The following is a 19,109-nucleotide window of genomic DNA, read 5'->3' on the forward strand; positions in this document are numbered from 1 at the left end:
CCGCTATAGCTAGAGAACGAATCAGGATGAAATACGATTTCAGGAGGATTGAGGATAAATGGCAGGAATACTGGGCCAAGAACCAGACCTTTAAAGCCGAGAACAACTCTGCAAAAGAAAAATTCTATGTCCTTGACATGTTTCCCTATCCCTCTGGTGCCGGGTTGCACGTAGGTCACCCTCTGGGATATATCGCCAGCGATATCTATTCCCGATTTAAACGTCTCAAAGGGTTCAATGTCCTTCATCCCATGGGATATGATTCTTTTGGTTTGCCTGCCGAACAGTACGCGATTCAAACAGGACAGCACCCGGCGATCACTACGGAAACCAATATTAAAAGATACCGGGAGCAGCTAGACCAGCTGGGTTTTTCTTTCGACTGGAGCCGGGAGGTGCGCACCTCAGACCCGGCCTACTACAAATGGACGCAATGGATCTTTATCCAATTGTTTAATTCCTGGTACGACCAGGAGGCTGATAGGGCAGAGGATGTCTCTGTTCTAATCGAAAGGCTCAGCAAGGAAGGTAACAAAAACATAAAGGCCGCCTGCGACGATGATACTCCTGTGATCACGGCAAGTGAGTGGAATGCCATGGAGGAAGAAGAGCGGGAGCGCTTCCTTTTAAAATATCGCCTCACTTACCTGGCCGATACGGAAGTGAACTGGTGCCCGGCCTTGGGGACCGTTCTTGCGAATGACGAGATCGTGAATGGGGTCTCGGAGAGGGGGGGTCACCCCGTGGTTCGGAAAAAAATGACCCAGTGGAGCATGAGGATCACCGCCTATGCCCAGCGACTGCTGGATGGGCTTCAGACTATCGACTGGCCACAGCCCCTGAAAGATGCACAGACAAACTGGATCGGTCGTTCTGTTGGAGCTTCCATCACTTTTTATACGGAACCTACGGAGGAGAACAACTCCTCTTACCCTATCGAGGTTTTCACCACCAGGCCTGACACGCTTTTCGGGGTGAGTTTTATGACCCTTGCCCCTGAACACCCTCTGGTAGAAAAGATCACGACCAAGGCGCAAAAAGCAGAGGTAGACAGATATGTGGAGGCCTCCGCCAAACGGTCCGAAAGGGACCGGATGGCAGATGTCAAGACCATTACAGGTGTATTTACAGGCGCCTATGTAAAACACCCCTTCAGTGGGGAAAAAGTACCTGTGTGGATAGGCGATTACGTCCTGGCGGGATACGGTACAGGGGCTGTTATGTCCGTCCCCTGCGGAGATCAGCGGGATTATGATTTTGCAAGGCATTTCAACATCCCCATCCCGAATATATTCGAAGGGGTGGATATTTCCGAAGAGGCGTTTGCCGACAAAGAAAACACGGTTATTGCCAACTCCGATTTTCTCAACGGACTCTCTTATAAGAAGGCCACTGCTGCCATCATCAAGGCTCTGGAAGAGAAGGGGATCGGGAAAGGCAAGGTGAACTACAGGCTGAGGGATGCCGTATTCAGCAGGCAGCGATACTGGGGTGAACCTTTCCCCGTGTACTACGTGAACGGGATACCTAAAATGATAGACGCAAAGCACCTTCCGCTGACTTTGCCTGAGGTAGAGAAATACCTTCCCACAGAGACCGGAGAACCACCGCTGGGGAATGCCACCGACTGGGCCTGGGATACCAAAACCAACAAGGTGGTTTCCAATGACCGGATCGATCACAAGGAAGTGTTTCCTCTTGAACTCAATACCATGCCGGGCTGGGCGGGCAGCTCCCAGTATTTTAACCGCTATATGGACCCCCTCAATGATGAGGCGATCTTCTCAAATGAAGCAATCTCGTACTGGCAGGACGTCGATCTGTATATAGGTGGGATAGAGCATGCCACAGGGCATTTGCTCTACTCGAGGTTCTGGCAGAAGTTCATGTACGACAAAGGGTGGGTGGTAAAGGACGAATACGCCAAGAAACTGATCAATCAGGGAATGATCCTTGGGACAAGCGCTTTTGTATACCGGGAAGAAGGGACGAACCGGTTCCTGTCCAGGGGCTTGACAGAAGGCAAAAAGGTAGATCCCATCCATGCCGATGTGTCTCTGGTAAACGCCTCGGATGAACTCGATGTAGAAGGTTTCAGGGAATGGCGTCCTGAATTCAAGGATGCAGAGTTTGTTAAGGAAAAAGGAGTATTCCAGGTGGGAAGGGAAGTGGAAAAAATGTCCAAATCCAAGTATAATGTAGTTAACCCGGACGCCATTTGCGAAGAATACGGAGCGGATGCTCTCAGACTCTACGAGATGTTCCTTGGTCCGCTGGAACAATCCAAACCCTGGAATACGGCGGGGATTACAGGTGTATTTGCCTTCCTCAAGAAGTTGTGGAGATTATATCATTCCGGGGAGCATGGGTCTTTTTATCTCTCTGAGAATGAACCTGACCAACAGGCACTTAAAACCCTCCACAAGACCATTAAAAAAGTAACGGAAGACATAGAGGACTTCTCCTTCAATACCTCTGTATCCACTTTTATGATCTGTGTCAATGAACTGTCATCTCAGAAATGCCATGCGCGTGGGATCCTGGAACCTCTTATCGTACTGATCTCGCCTTATGCGCCGCACATAGCTGAGGAACTTTGGTCGAAGGCCGGTCACAATACTTCCGTCAGCCATGCAGAATTCCCTGAATTCGACGAGAAATTCCTCGTGGAAGATCAGAAGGAATACCCTATCTCCTTCAACGGGAAGATGCGTTTTACCCTTACCCTTCCGCTTGATCTGAGCAAAGAGGAGATAGAGAAAAGGGTGCTGGGCGATGAAAAAACCCAATCGCAACTCGGAGGTAAATCCGCACGCAAGGTAATTGTCGTTCCCGGGAAGATTGTAAATATTGTTGTATAGACTCACTCCCCCCTTTATATTTACATTTACTTTAAAATAATATATATATTTTGGAGAAGACCCCCTAAAAAATAGGGGTATAATATAAAATAAATGACTTTTTAGGAGTCATACCCCTGCATTTCATCGATTTTTTTTCCTCGAGACGATATATAATTTCATTTTTGAGGAACGAACAAAACAATTCTATTATGATAATCGGGGTACCTAAAGAGATCAAGAACAACGAAAGCCGTGTGGGTATGACCCCCGCAGGGGTCTTTGAACTGGTGAAGAACCACCACAAGGTTTATGTGCAATCCACTGCCGGCGAAGGAAGTGGATTTTTTGATGAGGATTATGTAGAAGCGGGTGCCGCCATCCTACAGTCCATTGGTGAGGTTTACGAACTCAGCGACATGATCGTGAAGGTCAAGGAGCCTGTCGAGCAGGAATACGACCTGGTAAGGCAGGGTCAGGTGATCTTTACCTATTTCCACTTTGCGTCCAGCGAAGCCCTGACCAGGGCTATGCTGAAGAGCGGTGCCATCTGCATCGCCTATGAGACAGTTGAAGACAGCGACGGTACCCTTCCTCTTTTGACACCCATGTCTGAGGTGGCCGGCAGGATGGCAATTCAGCAGGGAGCTAAATACCTTGAGAAACCCAAAAAAGGGAGAGGAGTATTGCTGGGCGGAGTCCCCGGTGTGGCCCCGGGAAAAGTACTGGTCCTCGGCGCCGGGGTAGTAGGAACACAGGCTGCTAAAATGGCAGCCGGCCTGGGAGCACACGTTACTATTCTCGATATCAATATGAAAAGGCTACGGTATATCAATGATGTGATGCCCAGCCATGTAGTTACCGAATACTCCAATGAATTCAACATCAGAAAGCACATTCAGACCCATGACCTCATCGTTGGGGGCGTACTTCTCAAAGGGGCAAAAGCTCCCAATCTGATCACCCGCGACATGCTAAGGACGATGCGTCCGGGCACGGTCATCGTAGACGTCGCCGTAGACCAGGGGGGGTGTGTTGAAACCACCAGGCCCACCACACACGAAGACCCCATCTATATCATTGACGATGTGGTGCATTATTCAGTGGCCAATATGCCCGGAGCCGTGCCTTACACTTCAACCATGGCGCTGACCAATGTGACCCTGCCCTATGTGCTGGAACTTGCAAACAAAGGCTGGTACAAGGCCTGCGAGGAAAGCCTTGCCCTGCATAAGGGCTTGAATATCATAGAAGGTGAGATTGCCTATAAAGAGATCGCAGAGGCCTTTACTTTGGAACCTGCCTTTGCCTAGATATGTACATTTTGTCAGTAAAGCAGACCCCGCTATAATTGGCGGGGTTTTTGCTATGATCTTCGTACATTTAATCTAAATTTTGAAACATATGATGATCTATTATATACTGTTGGGAGCCATAGCCCTGGTGAGCTGGCTGGTGAGCAGTAAACTCAAAAGTAAATTCAAGCACTATTCCAAGGTACACTTGCGAAATGGTATGAGTGGGGCGGAGATCGCCGAGAAAATGCTGTCAGACCATGGCATAAGGGATGTGAAAGTGATCTCTACCGCCGGAATGCTGACAGACCACTACAATCCTGTCAACAAAACGGTCAATCTCAGTGAGGGAGTATACAGCCAGAGAAATGCCGCTGCGGCAGCCGTGGCAGCCCACGAGTGCGGGCATGCTGTACAACACGCCAAGGCCTATGAATGGTTGACGATGCGTTCAAGACTCGTCCCGGTGGTCAGTGTGACCTCGGGTCTGTCTACCTGGGTTGTACTGGGAGGAATTGTATTGGGGGCAGCTTCCGGGTCCGGACTTGGATTTTATGTCGCCGTTGCCGGACTCGTTATGATGGGGCTGGCCACCCTGTTCAGCTTTATTACCCTTCCGGTGGAGTACGATGCCAGTAACCGTGCCCTGGCCTGGCTCAAGAGCAGAAATATGGTAACTCCGGAGGAGTACAAAGGTTCTGAGGATGCCCTGAAATGGGCTGCGAGGACCTACCTGGTTGCAGCCATCGGTGCCCTTGCCACTTTGGTGTACTGGGGATTCCAGGTTTTTGGAAGCAGGGACTAAACTAGAATGCAATAGAAAAAGAAACCCGGGAGAATTTATTCTTCCGGGTTTTTATATGGTGATCTGGCGATCTATCTGCTGGTTGAGGGAGATGAATGTCTCAGTCCTTGATACTCCTTCGATCTGCTGAATTTGTTTGTTGAGCACGTACATGAGATGTTCGTTGTCCTTGCACAACACTTTGATCAGGATAGACCAGTTCCCCGTTGTGTAATGACATTCCAGCACTTCAGGAATCTTTTCAAGGGCTTTTACCGCGGTTGGGTTGCTCATCGCCTTATCGAGAAAAATTCCAATGTAGGCCATGGTCGTATACCCGAGGATTTTTGGATTGATCATAAACTTGGAACCTGCAATAAGCCCGGATTTTTCCAGTTTCCTCAGCCGCTGATGAATGGCGGCACCTGAGATCCCTATATTCCTGGCTATCTCGAGGATGGGCTTCCTCGCATCCTCCATTAAATATCTAAGGATTTTTTTGTCGATCCCGTCTATTTTGACCTTATCGTTTGAAGCGGGCATATTTTAATTTTGAAGTTCTGTTAAATATACCAATTCTCCTTACAATATCTAACCTGCTACGGAATCTGGATTATACCCGAGGTAGGGAACCTCGTATTCCCTGAATTCAACCCCATAGCCCTTCAGTTCTCTGAGGATGGGTTCGTATACTTCCTTGCTTATCGGAATGCGCACTCCGGGTGTAGTGATCTTATTGTTCAAAATGAGCAGGGTAGCCATCGCAACCGGTAACCCCACTGTTTTTGCCATTGCGGTATGTGTCCTGTTCTCACCAAGGACCACCATGTTGGCGTCGATCTGTTTTTTCTTACCGTTTAGCTCATACCCGAACTTATGGTACATCACGATCATGTCCTTGTCGTCTTCACCCAAGGTCCATTTGTCTTCCAGGATCTTCTGAAGCATTTGGGCCGGGGTGGCATTTTTCAGGCCAATGATCTTTTTCGGGTTAAAGATGTCGAGCTCCAGCAGTTTGCTCCACATGATATCGTCCTGGTCTATCTTCAGGTAATGTCTCAGTTTGAGTTCAACGGAATCCGTAGGCGAATACGGAAGGAAGAGGTTGGTAAACTCCCGGTAAGACATCTTCTCCGAATTTTCAACCGTATAGCTGTCATCTGTCATCCCGAGCTGTACGAACATGTTCCACGCCTTGGAAAAACCTACGCGCCTCATGGTACCTCTGTAGAGGGTCAGTGCCTTCTGCAGGCCATAGGCTTCCCGGTAATTGAGGGAATCGCGGTTGGCGTATGCTTCAAAGATGCCATAACCGGGGATCTCCATGAATTCTGTCCGCCTGAACAGTTTGTGGTATGGGATGTATTTATAGGTGCCTTCCTGGATGAATTTTGCAGCTCCCCCCTGTCCGGCCAGGACTACGTTCCTCGGGTTCCAGGTGAATTTATAATTCCACTGGTTCGTATCACTTTCGGGAGCGACCAGTCCGCCTGTAAAGGATTCAAAAAGAAGCATATTCCCTCCCCGCCCCCGGATATCGTCAATGATCTGCATGGCGCTCATATGGTCTATCCCCGGATCCAGGCCTATTTCATTCATAAAGATGAGTCCGCTTTTCTTCACTTCCTCCTTCATCTCCTCCATTTCCTTGCTAACATAGGAGGCGGTCACCAGGTTTTTTTTCAGGTCGAGGCAATCCCTGGCGACCAGGTGGTGCAATCGTGCTGGTAGCATGGAAACAACTATATCTGCTCCGGACACTGCTTTCTTCCTCGCTTCGGCATCCGTGATATCCAGCCTGGAGAGGCTGACAGCATTGTGATTCTGAATATGGGCTGGGAGGTGGTCTGTATGCAGATCTGCAATAGTGAGTTGTAGCGCTTCAGATCCTGATTTTTCTATAAAATAATCGAGGAGATAGGAAGTGGATTTTCCTGCTCCGAATATCAGTATGTTCCGGCTCATGCGTATTGATTACCTTTGAAAAACGACGGCACTAAGGTATCAATAAGAAACGTGTTTAAGAATTTAAAGGAGTTAAGTTATGAACAGGAGAATTATGTTGACAGGCGTTGTATTTGGTCTTTTGTCGGTGATCCTGGGGGCTTTCGGGGCGCACGGACTCGAAGACCTCCTAAGCGGCCCTTCCCTGGAAAGCTATGAGACGGGGGTGCGATATCAGATGTACCATGCTCTCCTCCTCCTATGGCTGGGTTCTACCTCCGTCATCCGTGAAAAAGACAAGAAATGGATCTTTGTATCTCTGACTTTGGGCATCATACTGTTCTCTTTTTCGATCTACCTGTTGGCTACGGACAGCCTTACATCTGTCCCCTTTAAAGGGATCGCTTTACTCACTCCTTTAGGGGGATTTTTCCTGATTCTGGGATGGACGATACTGGGATATCGCATTTTTAAGTATTTCGACTAAACTATGCCTGAAATCCTGTTGCGTCCCTTAAATTTTTTCTAGTTTTGTGCCACAAAAACTACTTTTCATGGCAACCTCCAAACCATTTACGAAATCGATTTCGTTAGCTGCCTATGGCATTAAAAGCAAACGTGTTCACTATCAGTGGGATCCCGATCAGCTCCATCAGGAAACCCTGAACAAAGGCATGGGTCGCGAGGCTTCTTCCGGCGCATTGGCAGTTAATACAGGAGAGTTCACAGGACGTGCTCCTCAGGACCGGTTTATCGTCAAAGATGCTATTACAGAGGATAAGGTATGGTGGGGGCCCGTCAATAAACCATTCGACCCTGAGCAATTCGATGCACTCTATGACCAGGTCACTGCCTACCTCTCTGACAAAGAGGTCTATGTACGTGATTGCTTTGCATGTGCTGACAAGGATTATCAGCTAGGGATACGGGTGATCAATGAATACCCCTGGTCGAACCTGTTCGCATATAATATGTTTATCCGGCCTTCTGAAGCAGAGCTGGAAAATTTTGCCGCAGACTGGCTTGTGGTCAATGCTCCCGGCTTTAAGGCCGATGCAGCCACAGCAGGGACTAGGCAGCACAATTTCGCCATCCTGAACTTTACCCGCAAGATCGCATTGATAGGAGGTACAGGATATACCGGTGAGATCAAAAAAGGTATTTTTTCAGCCCTGAATTTCCTCTTACCTGTATTTCAGAACACCCTGCCCATGCATTGTTCTGCCAATGTGGGTGCAGAGGGAGACACAGCCATTTTCTTCGGACTTTCCGGAACGGGTAAGACGACCCTTTCCACAGATCCCAATCGGAGACTGATTGGAGATGATGAACACGGATGGACAAAAGAGAACACCATCTTCAATTTTGAAGGGGGATGCTATGCTAAGGTGATCAACCTTTCCGAAGAAAGCGAACCGGAGATCTACCACGCTATAAAAAAGGGAGCCATTCTGGAAAATGTCATCATGGACGAGGACGGGCATGTCGACTTTGGAGATACCAGTATTACTCAGAATACAAGGGTAAGCTATCCTCTCCATCACATCGAAAATACGCAGCAGCCCTCCATCGGTAAGAATCCAAAAAATATATTTTTTCTGACTGCGGATGCTTTCGGGGTACTTCCTCCCATTAGCAAACTCACCCCGAGTCAGGCTGCCTACCATTTCATTTCCGGATATACGGCCAAGGTAGCCGGAACGGAGGCCGGAGTCGTGGAACCCATCCCTTCTTTCTCGGCCTGCTTCGGAGCTCCTTTCATGCCACTCCATCCCACCAAATACGCTGAGATGCTCAGCAGGAAGATGCAGGAATCCGGAGTGAACGTCTGGCTGGTGAATACGGGATGGACCGGTGGACCTTACGGCGTGGGGACTCGGATGAAACTCAAATATACCCGGGCCATGATCCATGCCGCTCTCAGCGGCGAATTAGGCCTTTATACCTATGACACTTACCACATCCATTCGGTGTTCGGGGTGGCACAGCCCAGAATCTGCCCGGGAGTACCGACCAGCGTGTTGAGTCCGAGAGCAACCTGGAACAACGACGAAGCCTATTATAAGACGGCTTTTAAACTATCCAATGCTTTTCGAGAGAATTTCAAGAAGTTCGAGAGCTATGCCAGTGAAGAGATACGCAGGGGAGGGCCCCAGCGATATGCTTTTTAAAATAGTGTAAAAGGGTAAAAAGGTCCGGGAACCGGCCTCAGCTTTATTTCTTGTTTACGCTGGTAATGTATTTCTGGAGCGCCATGGTCATGGAAGGTGTTTCAGGTGTGGGGGCCTGGATATCGATCCTGAGTCCCGCTTCGGTGGCAGCCTGAATCGTTGAGTTTCCAAACACGGCAATTCTGGTATTGTTCTGCTCAAAATCAGGGAAGTTCTTGAGCAGGGATTCAATACCGGAAGGACTGAAGAAAACCAGCACATCGTAATACACGTCCCTCAGGTCAGAAAGGTCGCTTATTACCGTTTTGTAGAATATGCCCCTTGTCCAGTTGAGTTTTAATTCGTTGAGAGTATCCGGTACTATGGATTTCAGGACGTCGGAGGAAGGGAGAAGGAATTTCTCGTCCTTGTATTTCTTGAACAATGGCTGTAGGTCCACAAAGTTCCTCTTACCTACATAGATCTTCCTTTTTCTGTACACAACATACTTCTGAAGGTAAAAGGCCACGGCCTCAGACTGGCAGAAGTATTTCATGGTATCCGGCACCTTGAACCTCATTTCCTCTGCGATGCGGAAAAAATGGTCTACCGAATTACGGCTGGTCAGGATGATGGCGGTGAAATCCTTGAGGTCTATCTTCTGTTGCCTTACCGATTTTGCATCTACGCCTTCTACGTGAATAAAAGGCCTGAAATCTACCCGAACGTGTTCCTTCTCGATAAGCCGCAGGTATGGAGAGTTTTCCATTTTAGGTTCAGGCTGGGATACTAAAATCGTTTTGACTTTCATAGACATCAAACATTTAGTGTGTTCAGAATAATGATCAAAGGGGCAATTTCAAGTGCGCAAAGGTACAAAATAAAATAGAAAAAGTAAGAAGCTACGAACTTAAGATGCGTTTTAATAATGGTTGCCCAACCGATGACAAAGATGATGCCCGCAAGGGTTCCTCCGAGGAAATAAATCTGCTTAGACCCTATGAATACGAAGGCCAGCAAAAGATTCATCAAGAAAATAACTAACCCGCTGTAGTTGAGATAGGTGATCTTCTTGAAAAGGATTTCTGAAATTACCGAGTGAGAATTGAAGATCGTGCCACCGCCCAGCTGTGTAAGTATTTTCGCAAGCAGGAACAGGAAAAGGAAGATCAGGATAATCCCGTAAAGCAGCAGGGACGAGATCATCCCTTCCGGTCGATATAGATCAATGCCAAAATAGATGAAAAGAGAAAAATTGAGCAGGGCAAAGATCCCCAAGAACAAATTAAACCAGTTGAGCAACTTGTCCTTTTTGTTATAGAGAAAGACGTATTTGCTGTTGAAAGGGAGAATGATAAAATTCATGAAACGGGTGTAAAAGAGCGCCTTTGCAAGGACCAGAAATACGGCACTCGTGAAGATGATCACCGTGATCCAATCCGTTTGACCGATCTGCCTGAGTACGGGTTCCATTATTCTAACTCTTTTCTCTTTCCGTTAAGCCCCCATCTCAATCCATTTTCAGAAATGACCACCTTAATGAAAGTAGCATTATCCAAAGGCTCTTTTGGGAACAGGGCATGCATACTGATACTTTCACCTGGGGGAATAAGGGTTTGATGCTCTTCTGATATGACTTCTACAGGGATAACCTTTTGGATCTGTTTATACCCGTCCAGCAATGCCAGTCCGAATTGTAATTCCGCCAGGGGGACCTCAAAGTCGTATGGATTCCTCAACTCAAATGAGAAACGGCTTCCCCCTGTTGTTTTCGGAATGTTGACAATTTCTGTCCGAAGTTTTCTATATGACCTGAACGGATCTATATAAATTCCATAAAACAGAGTGCTGTCCGGCATGGTAAAGGAGATGTCTCCTTTTGGCAAATATCTCGATACATAGAGTACGCGTCTGTTTCTCACCCGGGCTTCGGATGAATCGATGGAATACTGGTTTTCCCGGTACCAGGCGTTGTTCAGGGAAAAAGATGGATTTCCGGAGTAGAATTCAAACATAGGGGCCATTCGGTATGAGTTCTCAAAGACCACCGGGATTTCCCCAGCCTGTGAAGTGATTTTTTGAACCCATGTACGGTTTCCATGGGTCTCATAAACTACCGGAAACAGAGGTTCGAAAACAAGGCCGATCCTCAGAAACATCAGGATACCGATGTTCACCAGCCCCATTCTGAAGATCCACTTCCGTACACCTTCGTGTTCCAGCATATACCTGTACGCCAGCACTGCCATGGGGATACAGATAACAATGATCCATTGGGTCTGTACCCGTCTCTGAAAGCTGGAAATAAAAAAGAAGAGCAATATCCCAAAGCTGACAAAGAGCAGGGCCCTCGTCAGCAGGTCCTTTGCAGGTGTTTTAAAAGCAGCCTTGTAGATCCAGAAAAAGGTGAGTCCGAAGACCGCGATGAGATTGAGGAAGTAACCCAGTGTAAAATCAAAGAATTCATAAGGCCTGTTGGGCCTTTCGAACAGATGGTAATTTACGGAAACAAAGCGATTATCGTAGAGCCACCAGAGATGAGGGCTATAGGCCAGGAGTGAAACCAGAACGGCCAGCCATGCAAAGCGATCCCTGATCAGGCGGGGGTTCGAGAGTATAACAAAGAAAATGACCAGGAAGGCGTGGTACTTGCTGTACATCAGAGCGGCCATGACCAGGCCCAGTAAGAGGGCATTCCCGACTCCGGGCGCACCCAAAAAATTCCGGTACGTGAGAAAGAACAGGGCCGTAAAAAAAAGCAGGGGTGTGTCCGGCAGGGTTAGGAATCCATAGGCATGTAAAAGGGGCATGGAGGCCAGCAACACAAAAAAATGAGGGATGTATTCTTTTTTCTTTGGCGTATCGATCAATAGCCAGATCACAGTCATGGTCCCTATTCCAAGGATACAACTCATCAGCCGAACCCCGAGTTCGCCTTCAAAAAAGACCTTGCTCAGGGCGATAAGGAAAGCCACCATGGGAGGGTGGTCAAAATATCCCCAGCTGAGATCTTTTGCATAATACCAGTAATAGGCTTCGTCAAAGATCAGTTGTGTAGCAGTAGCCTGTATGAGGTTCAGGAGAAGGAAAAAGCCTAGGAAATACAGGAAGATCTTAGGGAATTGGTTTCTCATGCTGTTACTGCTTCGGGCCAAAATTACAAATAATCACACCTTACTCTTTACCTCATCTGCCAAGAAAATTCACCATCATTCAATTACAGTCGGGTGAAAGCTTTATTTTTGCCATAATCCACCGCTACTGATGACGGACAGTTTAGTAATCATCCCCTCGTACAATGAGATTGAGAATATCAAGGCGATCGTGAAAGCCGTTTTCGACCTGCCTAAGGATTTTGATGTCCTGGTAGTTGATGATAATTCTCCGGACGGAACAGGGGCGGCAGTAAAGGAATTGCAGAAGAAATTCCCGGAAAGGCTTTTCCTGGAGGAAAGGAAAGAGAAATCAGGACTGGGGACGGCATATATCCACGGCTTTAAATGGGCTCTTGAAAGAGAGTACCGGTATATCTTTGAGATGGATGCCGATTTCTCCCACAGACCCTCAGATCTTCCGAGATTATACAGAGCTTGTGTCAATGGGGCCGATGTAGTGGTGGGATCCAGGTATAAAAAAGGGGTAAATGTGGTCAACTGGCCCCTATACAGGATCCTCCTTTCCTATGGTGCTTCCTTCTACGTAAAACTGATCACCGGGATGAAGGTACACGACCCAACGGCCGGCTTTGTCTGTTACAGGAGGGAGGTGCTGGAAACACTCGACCTCGATTCGGTAAAATTCATAGGGTATGCCTTTCAGATCGAGATGAAATACCGGGCGTACCTTAAAAAGTTCAGGATAGAGGAAGTTTCCATCATATTCACGGACCGGGAAAAGGGAAAATCCAAAATGAGCACCTCCATCATCTGGGAGGCCGTATTTGGGGTGATCAGTATGCGGATACGGAGTCTATTCAAAAGAAATGGTTTTTAGGTATGAGTAGTACGATCATAAAAAATGCAAGAATAGTAAATGAAGGCACGATCACAGAGGGAGACCTCCAGGTGGAAGGGGAGAGGATCCTGAGAATAGGACCTTCCCTTTCTTCCCCGACGGCGAGGGTAATCGATATTGATGGCAAGTATCTAATGCCGGGAATCATTGACGATCAGGTCCATTTTCGGGAGCCGGGCCTTACCCATAAAGGGGACATTTATTCAGAAAGCCGGGCGGCACTGGCCGGGGGGATCACCACTTATATGGAACAACCCAACACGGTCCCTCAGACCACCACCATTGAGAAACTGGAGGAGAAATTCCGGATGGGAGCCAGGTCGTCCTTTGCCAACTATTCCTTCCTTTTCGGCGGAACCAATGACAACCTGGAAGAATTGAAGAAGCTCGACCGCAATGCCTGCTCCGGGGTAAAACTTTTCCTGGGATCTTCTACGGGAAATATGCTGGTAGATGACGAGGTGGTCCTTGAACAGATCTTCAGCAATACGGAAATGGTCATTTCGGCCCACTGCGAGGATGAGACCACCATCAGGGAGAATCTGGAGAGGTACAGGGAAAAATACGGGGATGACATCCCCATCAAATGCCACCCGCTCATCCGAAGTGAGGAAGCCTGCTACCTTTCTTCTTCAAAGGCTGTGGCCCTGGCTGAGAAAACAGGCGCACGCCTCCATGTGTTCCACCTTTCTACAGGGAAGGAGATGAGTTTGTTCACCAATGAGATCCCGCTTGAGGAAAAGAAGATCACAGCTGAGGTGTGCTTACACCACCTCTGGTTCTCTGATGAGGATTACGAGTCAAGGGGTACCCATATCAAATGGAACCCGGCAGTAAAAAAAGCATCGGACCGGAAGGCTTTGTGGGAGGCCCTACTAGACGGGAAAATAGACGTGATCGCCACAGATCATGCCCCCCACACCCTGGAAGAAAAGGACCAGAAATATTTGAAGGCTCCTTCAGGAGGCCCCCTCGTTCAGCATCTCTTACCCGCCATGATGGAAAAAATGCTGGATGGGAAGATCTCTGTGGAAATGATGGTCACCAAAATGTGCCATAACCCTGCTATCCTTTTCCAGATAAAGGAGAGGGGCTATCTCAGAGAAGGGTACTACGCTGATCTTACTGTGGTGGATCCCAGTGATCCCTGGCAGGTGGGAAAAGAGAATATTCTTTATAAGTGCGGCTGGTCACCCTTTGAGGGAACAGGTTTCCGCTCCAGGGTAACCCATACCTTTGTCAACGGGCATCTGGCATTTGACAACGGAACTATTTCAGAGGAAAGAAAAGCGAAACGCTTAACATTCAACAGGCCATGAAAAAGAGTATCTTCTATGCGCTCATATCTGTACTGGTGTATTCCTGTGCCGAAGAGGTTATTAAAAAACCTGAAGACCTTATCCCGAGGGAGACCATGACTGAACTCATCTACGAGATGGCTCTGCTGAATTCCGCCAAAAGCACAAACAGGGCTATCCTGGAGAAACACTTTGAAAACCCTACCGATTTTCTCTTCCATCAATATGGGGTAGACAGCCTTCAGTTTGTGAAAAGCGATGTGTATTACGCATCTCAGCCCCTGGTATACGAGGCGATCTACAAAGAAGTGGCAGCCCGACTCGATAAGGAAAGGACCGCATTTGAAGAAGAGCGGCAGAGACGCAACGACAGCCTGATCTCAAGAAGCAGGCAGATTAAGGATTCCCTGGCTGTTGAGGAGGATTAGAAGAAGGCAGAAGGGTAGGTCTTGCGGAAATATTCGCAATAACGGTATATACTTTCCCTTAGATCGGTGAATTCAAAACCCAGGGTGTCTTTAATTTTTTGGGAGGAATACAGGCGTGGATTTTTCAGGGAATGGACAGTGTCACGAGTAAGACGTCTTTTAGTCCTCAGGAAGTGATGGCTGAACCAATCTAACCTCCACCCCAGTTCCAATACCCATAATGGGATCTCCTTTTCTGGACGGGGTTTTCCAAAAGCCTCGCTCAGAGAGCCAAGAAACTCCTCGTACGAGATATTTTCGCCAACAGTAATAAATCTCTCGTTCCGAACTTCCGATTGCATGAGATGGTACATACAATGAACCACGTCCATCACATCGACAAAGCCCGTACCTCCGGGAAAATAACGCTTCATCCCACGAGCTGTGTTTTTAAAGAACCTCAGACTGCCCTGGTTCCAGTTGCCGGCACCGAGGATCACACCCGGGTTCACCATGACCACATCAAGTCCTTCCTGGGACCCCCTCCAGACCTCCATCTCAGCCAGGTGTTTGGACAGGGCATAGACACTCGATTCTGTCTCTGCCCATTCGTTTTCCTCTGTCACGATTTCCTGCTGTATCCCCTTCCCGACAGCCGCGATAGAACTAGCGTAACAGAGTTTTTCCACCCCATGTGCCAGGGAGAGGTTCACGATATTGGCCGTACCCTCCACGTTGGTTTTTTTCAAAGCTTCCCAGGCCGCCGGGTTAAAGGAGATCATGGCGGCTGCATGGTAGACTCGGGTGATGCCTTCAAAGGCAGATTCCAGTGAGGGTATGTCTGTGATATTGGCCCTGACCCATTGGATCTTTTCAAAGAGCAACTCCCCGTCCCTGGAATAATATTCAAAGAGGGATCTGGTTTCATCCAATGATGATTCGGTTCGGTAGGTAGCCCTCACCACCTCGTTATTGCGAACTAAGGTGAGTAAAAGATGTGACCCCAATAAACCCGTGCCTCCCGTAACTAGAACCATGGGTCTAAAGTAGTCAAATCCCCCCGATTTATTAAAAAAAGCACAGGTTTGGCACACACGGATTTCTGTTATCTTTGCACCATTCTTTAAAAACGGTTATCCGATGAGATCAAACTTTGTTGCAGAGTTGAAATGGAGGGGCATGCTGCACGATGTCATGCCAGGAACAGAAGAACACCTTCTTTCCGGAATGCAGGCTGCCTATGTGGGCATAGACCCTACGGCAGACTCCCTTCACATCGGACATTTGGTGGGAGTCATGATGCTGAAACACTTCCAGTTGGCCGGTCACAAGCCCTATGCGCTCATCGGCGGGGCTACGGGAATGATCGGGGATCCCTCCGGGAAATCAACCGAACGAAACCTCCTCGATGAGACTACCCTGAGGCTGAATCAGGAAGCGATCAGGGAGCAATTGTCCCGTTTTCTCGATTTCGATTCCAATGCTGAAAACAGTGCGGTCCTGGTTAACAATTACGACTGGATGAAGGATTTTACCTTCCTGGATTTTATAAGGGACGTAGGGAAGCATATCACCGTAAACTACATGATGGCTAAGGATTCGGTGAAGAAACGGCTCGATGCAGAGGCTAAAGAAGGCATGTCATTCACTGAATTTACCTACCAGTTGGTGCAGGGTTACGACTTCCTCTACCTCTACCAGCACCACAACTGCACCCTTCAGATGGGGGGAAGCGATCAGTGGGGCAATATCACCACAGGGACTGAACTGATCAGACGCATCGGGGGAGGAAAAGGCTATGCTCTCACCTGCCCTCTGATCACCAAAGCAGATGGCAGCAAATTTGGCAAAACCGAAGGAGGAAATATCTGGCTTGATGCCCACAGAACCTCTCCTTATAAATTTTATCAGTATTGGATCAATACCTCCGATGAGGATGCCGAGAAATACATCAAGATCTTTACGTTCCTTTCCAGGGACGAGATCGAAAAACTGGTGGAAGAGCACAGGAAAGCCCCTCACCTGAGGCTGTTGCAAAAACGACTTGCTGAGGAAGTCACGGTCATGGTCCATTCCAGGGATGATCTCGAAAATGCCGTCAGGGCGAGTTCCATCCTTTTCGGTAACTCGACTTCCTCCGATCTGAAGTCGCTGGATACCCATACCTTCCTCGAAGTTTTTGAAGGAGTACCCAAGGCAGAGATCGGCAGGGAAGAGCTGGCCAAAGGCCTTGATATGATAGGGGCCCTGGCCGCAAAAACCGGTTTCCTCAGCTCCAACGGGGAGGCCAGAAGGGAGCTCAAGCAGAATTCAATCTCCGTTAACAAGGAGAAAGTGGGAGAGGATTACACGATCACGGAATCCGACCTTATCGGAGACAGCTACGTGCTGTTGCAACGCGGCAAGAAAAGCTACTTTATCCTGGCGGTAGTGTAGCCCTAAAAAGGCGCAGGTCAGGTAACCATCAGGTTGCAACCCCTGATATCCGCATTGTCGAATCTCCCGAGAACCTCAAAACCTCCGCCAGGCGACAGTCTGCCAAGATCCTGAGTGGCAATGAAGGAGCAGGAATACAAATTGGCCAGGTCTATGATGTTGATCCCGCCAGATCTGCCTGTTGGCTGAAGACTCAGGGGATCTTCTGTACTCCGTATGAGGATCTTCATCCAGGGAGGTGTCTGAAACACCCCTTTACCATCCGAATATGCCTGAGAGAGGAGTTCGGTCATCCCGTATTCGGAATGTATGGATCCGAGCCCAAATCCTTCGCACAATCTCTTGTGCAGGTCTTCCCGGATCAGTTCTTTCCTCCTGCCCTTCATCCCCCCGGTTTCCATCACTATCGTATTCCTTAGCTTCATGGGATGAGCTTCTGCCAAATCAAGAAGGGCATAGGATACCCCGATCAAAATTGTGGGTGTATTCTTTGCTTCGAGTAGCCTGAGCTTCCCGGCCAGGTCGGGCAGGTTGTGGAGGTAGAAACCGCTATCGGGATGACCGCTCGATTCGATCAGGTCATTGACCATGTAGACCAGGGAAGAACCGCCGCGTTCCAGATAGGAGGGTAAGAGGGCCAGGATGCAGTATTCCTGAGATTCTCCATAAAAGCCCCTGAAAGATTCCCGGAAGCTTTTTTCGTACAGGCTTAGGTCTTTTACAAAGTGTTTGCTCGTCTGTCCGGATGTGGTCCCGCTGCTGCTGAAGACGATATCTGTTCGATCTGTGTCGCAGACAACTCTTCTCGACTTAAAAAATTCGATGGGCAGGAATGGAATTTGATCGATCCCTTTAACCTTCCTCAAATGGATTCCCATTAGATCACAGAACTGCCGGTAAACAGGATTATTCTCGTACTGGTAACGGAAGACGGAGATGGCTGCGGTCTTAAAATCACCGTCATTTTGGATGCTGAAAATACTCTTGGGATCCATAGGGAGAATTGGTACCCAAAAATAAGAAAATATACCCCGGAGAGGGGATACTGAACAGTACTGTCAATAGAGTCCTATTTGACAACCAGTTTACGGGTGATCGTTTTTTGCCTTTCGGTTACCTGCAGCACATAAACCCCGGGTACCAGGCGGGAGATATTCAGGGTATTGGTGGAGATGCGATCAGTGAGAACTACTTCTCCCAAAACATCATACACGGTTATTACCTTGGTATCATTGTACTCCGAAGTGATATAGACCACATCGCTGTAAGCCGGGTTGGGATAGAGCTTGAAATTAGGTATCTCCTGGGAGGGCGGTGAATTCGGCGGTTCTTTATCCTGCCCGAAACCCCAAAGGGAGAATAGCAAAAAAGCGGTTAAGTAAAGTATTTTCATCAATATTGATTTGGGATCAATACTGAAAGGTATTCAATCATGGCCTCCAGGCCTATAAATTGTTGTGAATCAGAAAAAAATGTAGGTGAAATTAATTGGTCTTGCGTTTCATCGATAAAACCGTACTTTTTATCGAGACGACAGAAGGATTTCTGACCTGTATATCCCCGGAAAATTACGGATTACTTACCCTTATTTAACAACCAGCTTTCGGGTAGCCTGCTTATCCTTTTCCATTACCCTGAGTACATAGACGCCCGCATCGAGATCAGTGAGGTTCAATTCTTTTCCGATGATGGTAGTTTCAATGACCTTGGTGCCCAGGACATCGTAGATAAGGATTTTCTTTGGGGCATTGGCCCTGGTCTCGATATAAACTTTACCGTTTGTTACTGGATTGGGATAGAGGTTAAATCCTTCGATCTCACCCGGATTGGCAGGTCTGTTCTGAGCAAACCCGGAATATAAAACCAATAAGAAAGCAAGTAGGTAAAAGTGTTTCATATTGAGGGGGTTACATAGAACACTGAACAAATATAGGTATTTTG

Annotated in this window: 18 protein-coding genes; 9 read left to right on the forward strand and 9 right to left on the reverse strand. The window is 48.0% G+C overall.

Going from position 1 to position 19,109, the window contains the following annotated elements:
- Nucleotides 1–26 precede the first annotated feature (26 nt).
- The 3 genes from leuS to IEV19_RS09620 all read left to right on the forward strand — a co-directional run bounded on the left by leuS (nucleotide 27) and on the right by IEV19_RS09620 (nucleotide 4,940).
- Nucleotides 27–2,861 carry a leucine--tRNA ligase gene (gene leuS, locus IEV19_RS09610; protein ID WP_188370770.1) on the forward strand — a complete coding sequence of 945 codons (2,835 nt, stop codon included), beginning with the start codon at nucleotides 27–29 and terminating at the stop codon, nucleotides 2,859–2,861.
- A 191-nt stretch (nucleotides 2,862–3,052) separates the two neighbouring features.
- The gene (gene ald / locus IEV19_RS09615; protein WP_188370436.1) at nucleotides 3,053–4,153 is read left to right on the forward strand and encodes an alanine dehydrogenase; all 1,101 of its coding nucleotides are present in this window, start codon (nucleotides 3,053–3,055) and stop codon (nucleotides 4,151–4,153) included.
- Nucleotides 4,154–4,244: 91 nt separating this feature from the next.
- Nucleotides 4,245–4,940: a zinc metallopeptidase gene (locus IEV19_RS09620; RefSeq protein WP_188370437.1), complete on the forward strand. Its 696-nt coding sequence runs from the start codon at nucleotides 4,245–4,247 to the stop codon at nucleotides 4,938–4,940.
- Between the two features lie 51 nt (nucleotides 4,941–4,991).
- Here IEV19_RS09620 and IEV19_RS09625 read toward each other — a convergent pair whose 3' ends face one another.
- Both IEV19_RS09625 and IEV19_RS09630 read right to left on the reverse strand, forming a co-directional pair.
- Entirely contained in the window at nucleotides 4,992–5,462 is a 471-nt protein-coding gene (locus IEV19_RS09625) for an Lrp/AsnC ligand binding domain-containing protein (protein WP_188370438.1), read from the reverse strand.
- A gap of 48 nt (nucleotides 5,463–5,510) precedes the next feature.
- Entirely contained in the window at nucleotides 5,511–6,884 is a 1,374-nt protein-coding gene (locus IEV19_RS09630; RefSeq protein ID WP_188370439.1) for a saccharopine dehydrogenase family protein, read from the reverse strand.
- Nucleotides 6,885–6,963: 79 nt separating this feature from the next.
- Here IEV19_RS09630 and IEV19_RS09635 point away from each other — a divergent pair, with 79 nt between their 5' ends.
- Both IEV19_RS09635 and pckA read left to right on the forward strand, forming a co-directional pair.
- Nucleotides 6,964–7,350 carry a DUF423 domain-containing protein gene (locus tag IEV19_RS09635; protein WP_188370440.1) on the forward strand — a complete coding sequence of 129 codons (387 nt, stop codon included), beginning with the start codon at nucleotides 6,964–6,966 and terminating at the stop codon, nucleotides 7,348–7,350.
- A gap of 67 nt (nucleotides 7,351–7,417) precedes the next feature.
- Nucleotides 7,418–9,034, forward strand: coding sequence for a phosphoenolpyruvate carboxykinase (ATP) (pckA, locus tag IEV19_RS09640; protein WP_188370441.1), 1,617 nt, complete (start codon nucleotides 7,418–7,420; stop codon nucleotides 9,032–9,034).
- Between the two features lie 43 nt (nucleotides 9,035–9,077).
- Here pckA and IEV19_RS09645 read toward each other — a convergent pair whose 3' ends face one another.
- The 3 genes from IEV19_RS09645 to IEV19_RS09655 are packed head-to-tail and all read right to left on the reverse strand — an operon-like array spanning nucleotide 9,078 to nucleotide 12,147.
- On the reverse strand, nucleotides 9,078–9,824 hold the full coding sequence (locus IEV19_RS09645) for a uroporphyrinogen-III synthase (RefSeq protein ID WP_188370442.1): 747 nt from the start codon (nucleotides 9,822–9,824) through the stop codon (nucleotides 9,078–9,080).
- 5 nt (nucleotides 9,825–9,829) lie between these two features.
- Nucleotides 9,830–10,486 carry a DUF4271 domain-containing protein gene (locus IEV19_RS09650; RefSeq protein WP_188370443.1) on the reverse strand — a complete coding sequence of 219 codons (657 nt, stop codon included), beginning with the start codon at nucleotides 10,484–10,486 and terminating at the stop codon, nucleotides 9,830–9,832.
- Entirely contained in the window at nucleotides 10,486–12,147 is a 1,662-nt protein-coding gene (locus IEV19_RS09655; RefSeq protein ID WP_188370444.1) for an ArnT family glycosyltransferase, read from the reverse strand. The genes IEV19_RS09650 and IEV19_RS09655 overlap by 1 nt, the downstream gene beginning before the upstream one ends.
- Before the next feature lie 130 nt (nucleotides 12,148–12,277).
- Here IEV19_RS09655 and IEV19_RS09660 point away from each other — a divergent pair, with 130 nt between their 5' ends.
- Genes IEV19_RS09660 through IEV19_RS09670 form a run of 3 tightly spaced genes read left to right on the forward strand, consistent with a single transcriptional unit; the run spans nucleotide 12,278 to nucleotide 14,753 of the window.
- On the forward strand, nucleotides 12,278–13,006 hold the full coding sequence (locus IEV19_RS09660; RefSeq protein WP_188370445.1) for a polyprenol monophosphomannose synthase: 729 nt from the start codon (nucleotides 12,278–12,280) through the stop codon (nucleotides 13,004–13,006).
- A gap of 2 nt (nucleotides 13,007–13,008) precedes the next feature.
- Entirely contained in the window at nucleotides 13,009–14,346 is a 1,338-nt protein-coding gene (locus tag IEV19_RS09665) for a dihydroorotase (protein WP_188370446.1), read from the forward strand.
- Nucleotides 14,343–14,753, forward strand: coding sequence for a DUF4296 domain-containing protein (locus IEV19_RS09670; RefSeq protein WP_188370447.1), 411 nt, complete (start codon nucleotides 14,343–14,345; stop codon nucleotides 14,751–14,753). The genes IEV19_RS09665 and IEV19_RS09670 overlap by 4 nt, the downstream gene beginning before the upstream one ends.
- Here the strand turns inward: IEV19_RS09670 and IEV19_RS09675 are convergent.
- Entirely contained in the window at nucleotides 14,750–15,769 is a 1,020-nt protein-coding gene (locus tag IEV19_RS09675; protein WP_188370448.1) for an NAD-dependent epimerase/dehydratase family protein, read from the reverse strand. The genes IEV19_RS09670 and IEV19_RS09675 overlap by 4 nt on opposite strands.
- Nucleotides 15,770–15,872: 103 nt before the next feature.
- Here IEV19_RS09675 and tyrS point away from each other — a divergent pair, with 103 nt between their 5' ends.
- The gene (gene tyrS, locus IEV19_RS09680; RefSeq protein ID WP_188370449.1) at nucleotides 15,873–17,168 is read left to right on the forward strand and encodes a tyrosine--tRNA ligase; all 1,296 of its coding nucleotides are present in this window, start codon (nucleotides 15,873–15,875) and stop codon (nucleotides 17,166–17,168) included.
- 17 nt (nucleotides 17,169–17,185) lie between these two features.
- Here the strand turns inward: tyrS and IEV19_RS09685 are convergent, their stop codons facing one another.
- From IEV19_RS09685 to IEV19_RS09695, 3 genes are all read right to left on the reverse strand, one after another.
- Nucleotides 17,186–18,163 (reverse strand): LuxE/PaaK family acyltransferase, encoded by a 978-nt coding sequence (locus IEV19_RS09685; RefSeq protein WP_188370450.1) that lies wholly within the window; start codon nucleotides 18,161–18,163, stop codon nucleotides 17,186–17,188.
- Nucleotides 18,164–18,237: 74 nt separating this feature from the next.
- Nucleotides 18,238–18,561 carry a T9SS type A sorting domain-containing protein gene (locus IEV19_RS09690; protein ID WP_188370451.1) on the reverse strand — a complete coding sequence of 108 codons (324 nt, stop codon included), beginning with the start codon at nucleotides 18,559–18,561 and terminating at the stop codon, nucleotides 18,238–18,240.
- 192 nt (nucleotides 18,562–18,753) lie between these two features.
- A complete protein-coding gene (locus tag IEV19_RS09695; RefSeq protein WP_188370452.1) occupies nucleotides 18,754–19,065 on the reverse strand; it encodes a T9SS type A sorting domain-containing protein in 312 nt (103 codons plus the stop codon).
- Nucleotides 19,066–19,109 lie beyond the last annotated feature (44 nt).

The sequence above is a fragment of the Muriicola marianensis genome, from assembly GCF_014638095.1.
In the GTDB taxonomy this organism is placed as follows: Bacteria; Bacteroidota; Bacteroidia; order Flavobacteriales; family Flavobacteriaceae; genus Muriicola; species Muriicola marianensis.

What these genes read in the sequence shown, in the direction of transcription:
- leuS (WP_188370770.1), top strand. Translation starts at nt 27, where the DNA reads ATGAAATACGATTTCAGGAGGATTGAGGATAAATGGCAGGAATACTGG.
- ald (WP_188370436.1), top strand. Translation starts at nt 3,053, where the DNA reads ATGATAATCGGGGTACCTAAAGAGATCAAGAACAACGAAAGCCGTGTG.
- IEV19_RS09620 (WP_188370437.1), top strand. Translation starts at nt 4,245, where the DNA reads ATGATGATCTATTATATACTGTTGGGAGCCATAGCCCTGGTGAGCTGG.
- IEV19_RS09625 (WP_188370438.1), bottom strand. Translation starts at nt 5,462, where the DNA reads ATGCCCGCTTCAAACGATAAGGTCAAAATAGACGGGATCGACAAAAAA.
- IEV19_RS09630 (WP_188370439.1), bottom strand. Translation starts at nt 6,884, where the DNA reads ATGAGCCGGAACATACTGATATTCGGAGCAGGAAAATCCACTTCCTAT.
- IEV19_RS09635 (WP_188370440.1), top strand. Translation starts at nt 6,964, where the DNA reads ATGAACAGGAGAATTATGTTGACAGGCGTTGTATTTGGTCTTTTGTCG.
- pckA (WP_188370441.1), top strand. Translation starts at nt 7,418, where the DNA reads ATGGCAACCTCCAAACCATTTACGAAATCGATTTCGTTAGCTGCCTAT.
- IEV19_RS09645 (WP_188370442.1), bottom strand. Translation starts at nt 9,824, where the DNA reads ATGAAAGTCAAAACGATTTTAGTATCCCAGCCTGAACCTAAAATGGAA.
- IEV19_RS09650 (WP_188370443.1), bottom strand. Translation starts at nt 10,486, where the DNA reads ATGGAACCCGTACTCAGGCAGATCGGTCAAACGGATTGGATCACGGTG.
- IEV19_RS09655 (WP_188370444.1), bottom strand. Translation starts at nt 12,147, where the DNA reads ATGAGAAACCAATTCCCTAAGATCTTCCTGTATTTCCTAGGCTTTTTC.
- IEV19_RS09660 (WP_188370445.1), top strand. Translation starts at nt 12,278, where the DNA reads ATGACGGACAGTTTAGTAATCATCCCCTCGTACAATGAGATTGAGAAT.
- IEV19_RS09665 (WP_188370446.1), top strand. Translation starts at nt 13,009, where the DNA reads ATGAGTAGTACGATCATAAAAAATGCAAGAATAGTAAATGAAGGCACG.
- IEV19_RS09670 (WP_188370447.1), top strand. Translation starts at nt 14,343, where the DNA reads ATGAAAAAGAGTATCTTCTATGCGCTCATATCTGTACTGGTGTATTCC.
- IEV19_RS09675 (WP_188370448.1), bottom strand. Translation starts at nt 15,769, where the DNA reads ATGGTTCTAGTTACGGGAGGCACGGGTTTATTGGGGTCACATCTTTTA.
- tyrS (WP_188370449.1), top strand. Translation starts at nt 15,873, where the DNA reads ATGAGATCAAACTTTGTTGCAGAGTTGAAATGGAGGGGCATGCTGCAC.
- IEV19_RS09685 (WP_188370450.1), bottom strand. Translation starts at nt 18,163, where the DNA reads ATGGATCCCAAGAGTATTTTCAGCATCCAAAATGACGGTGATTTTAAG.
- IEV19_RS09690 (WP_188370451.1), bottom strand. Translation starts at nt 18,561, where the DNA reads ATGAAAATACTTTACTTAACCGCTTTTTTGCTATTCTCCCTTTGGGGT.
- IEV19_RS09695 (WP_188370452.1), bottom strand. Translation starts at nt 19,065, where the DNA reads ATGAAACACTTTTACCTACTTGCTTTCTTATTGGTTTTATATTCCGGG.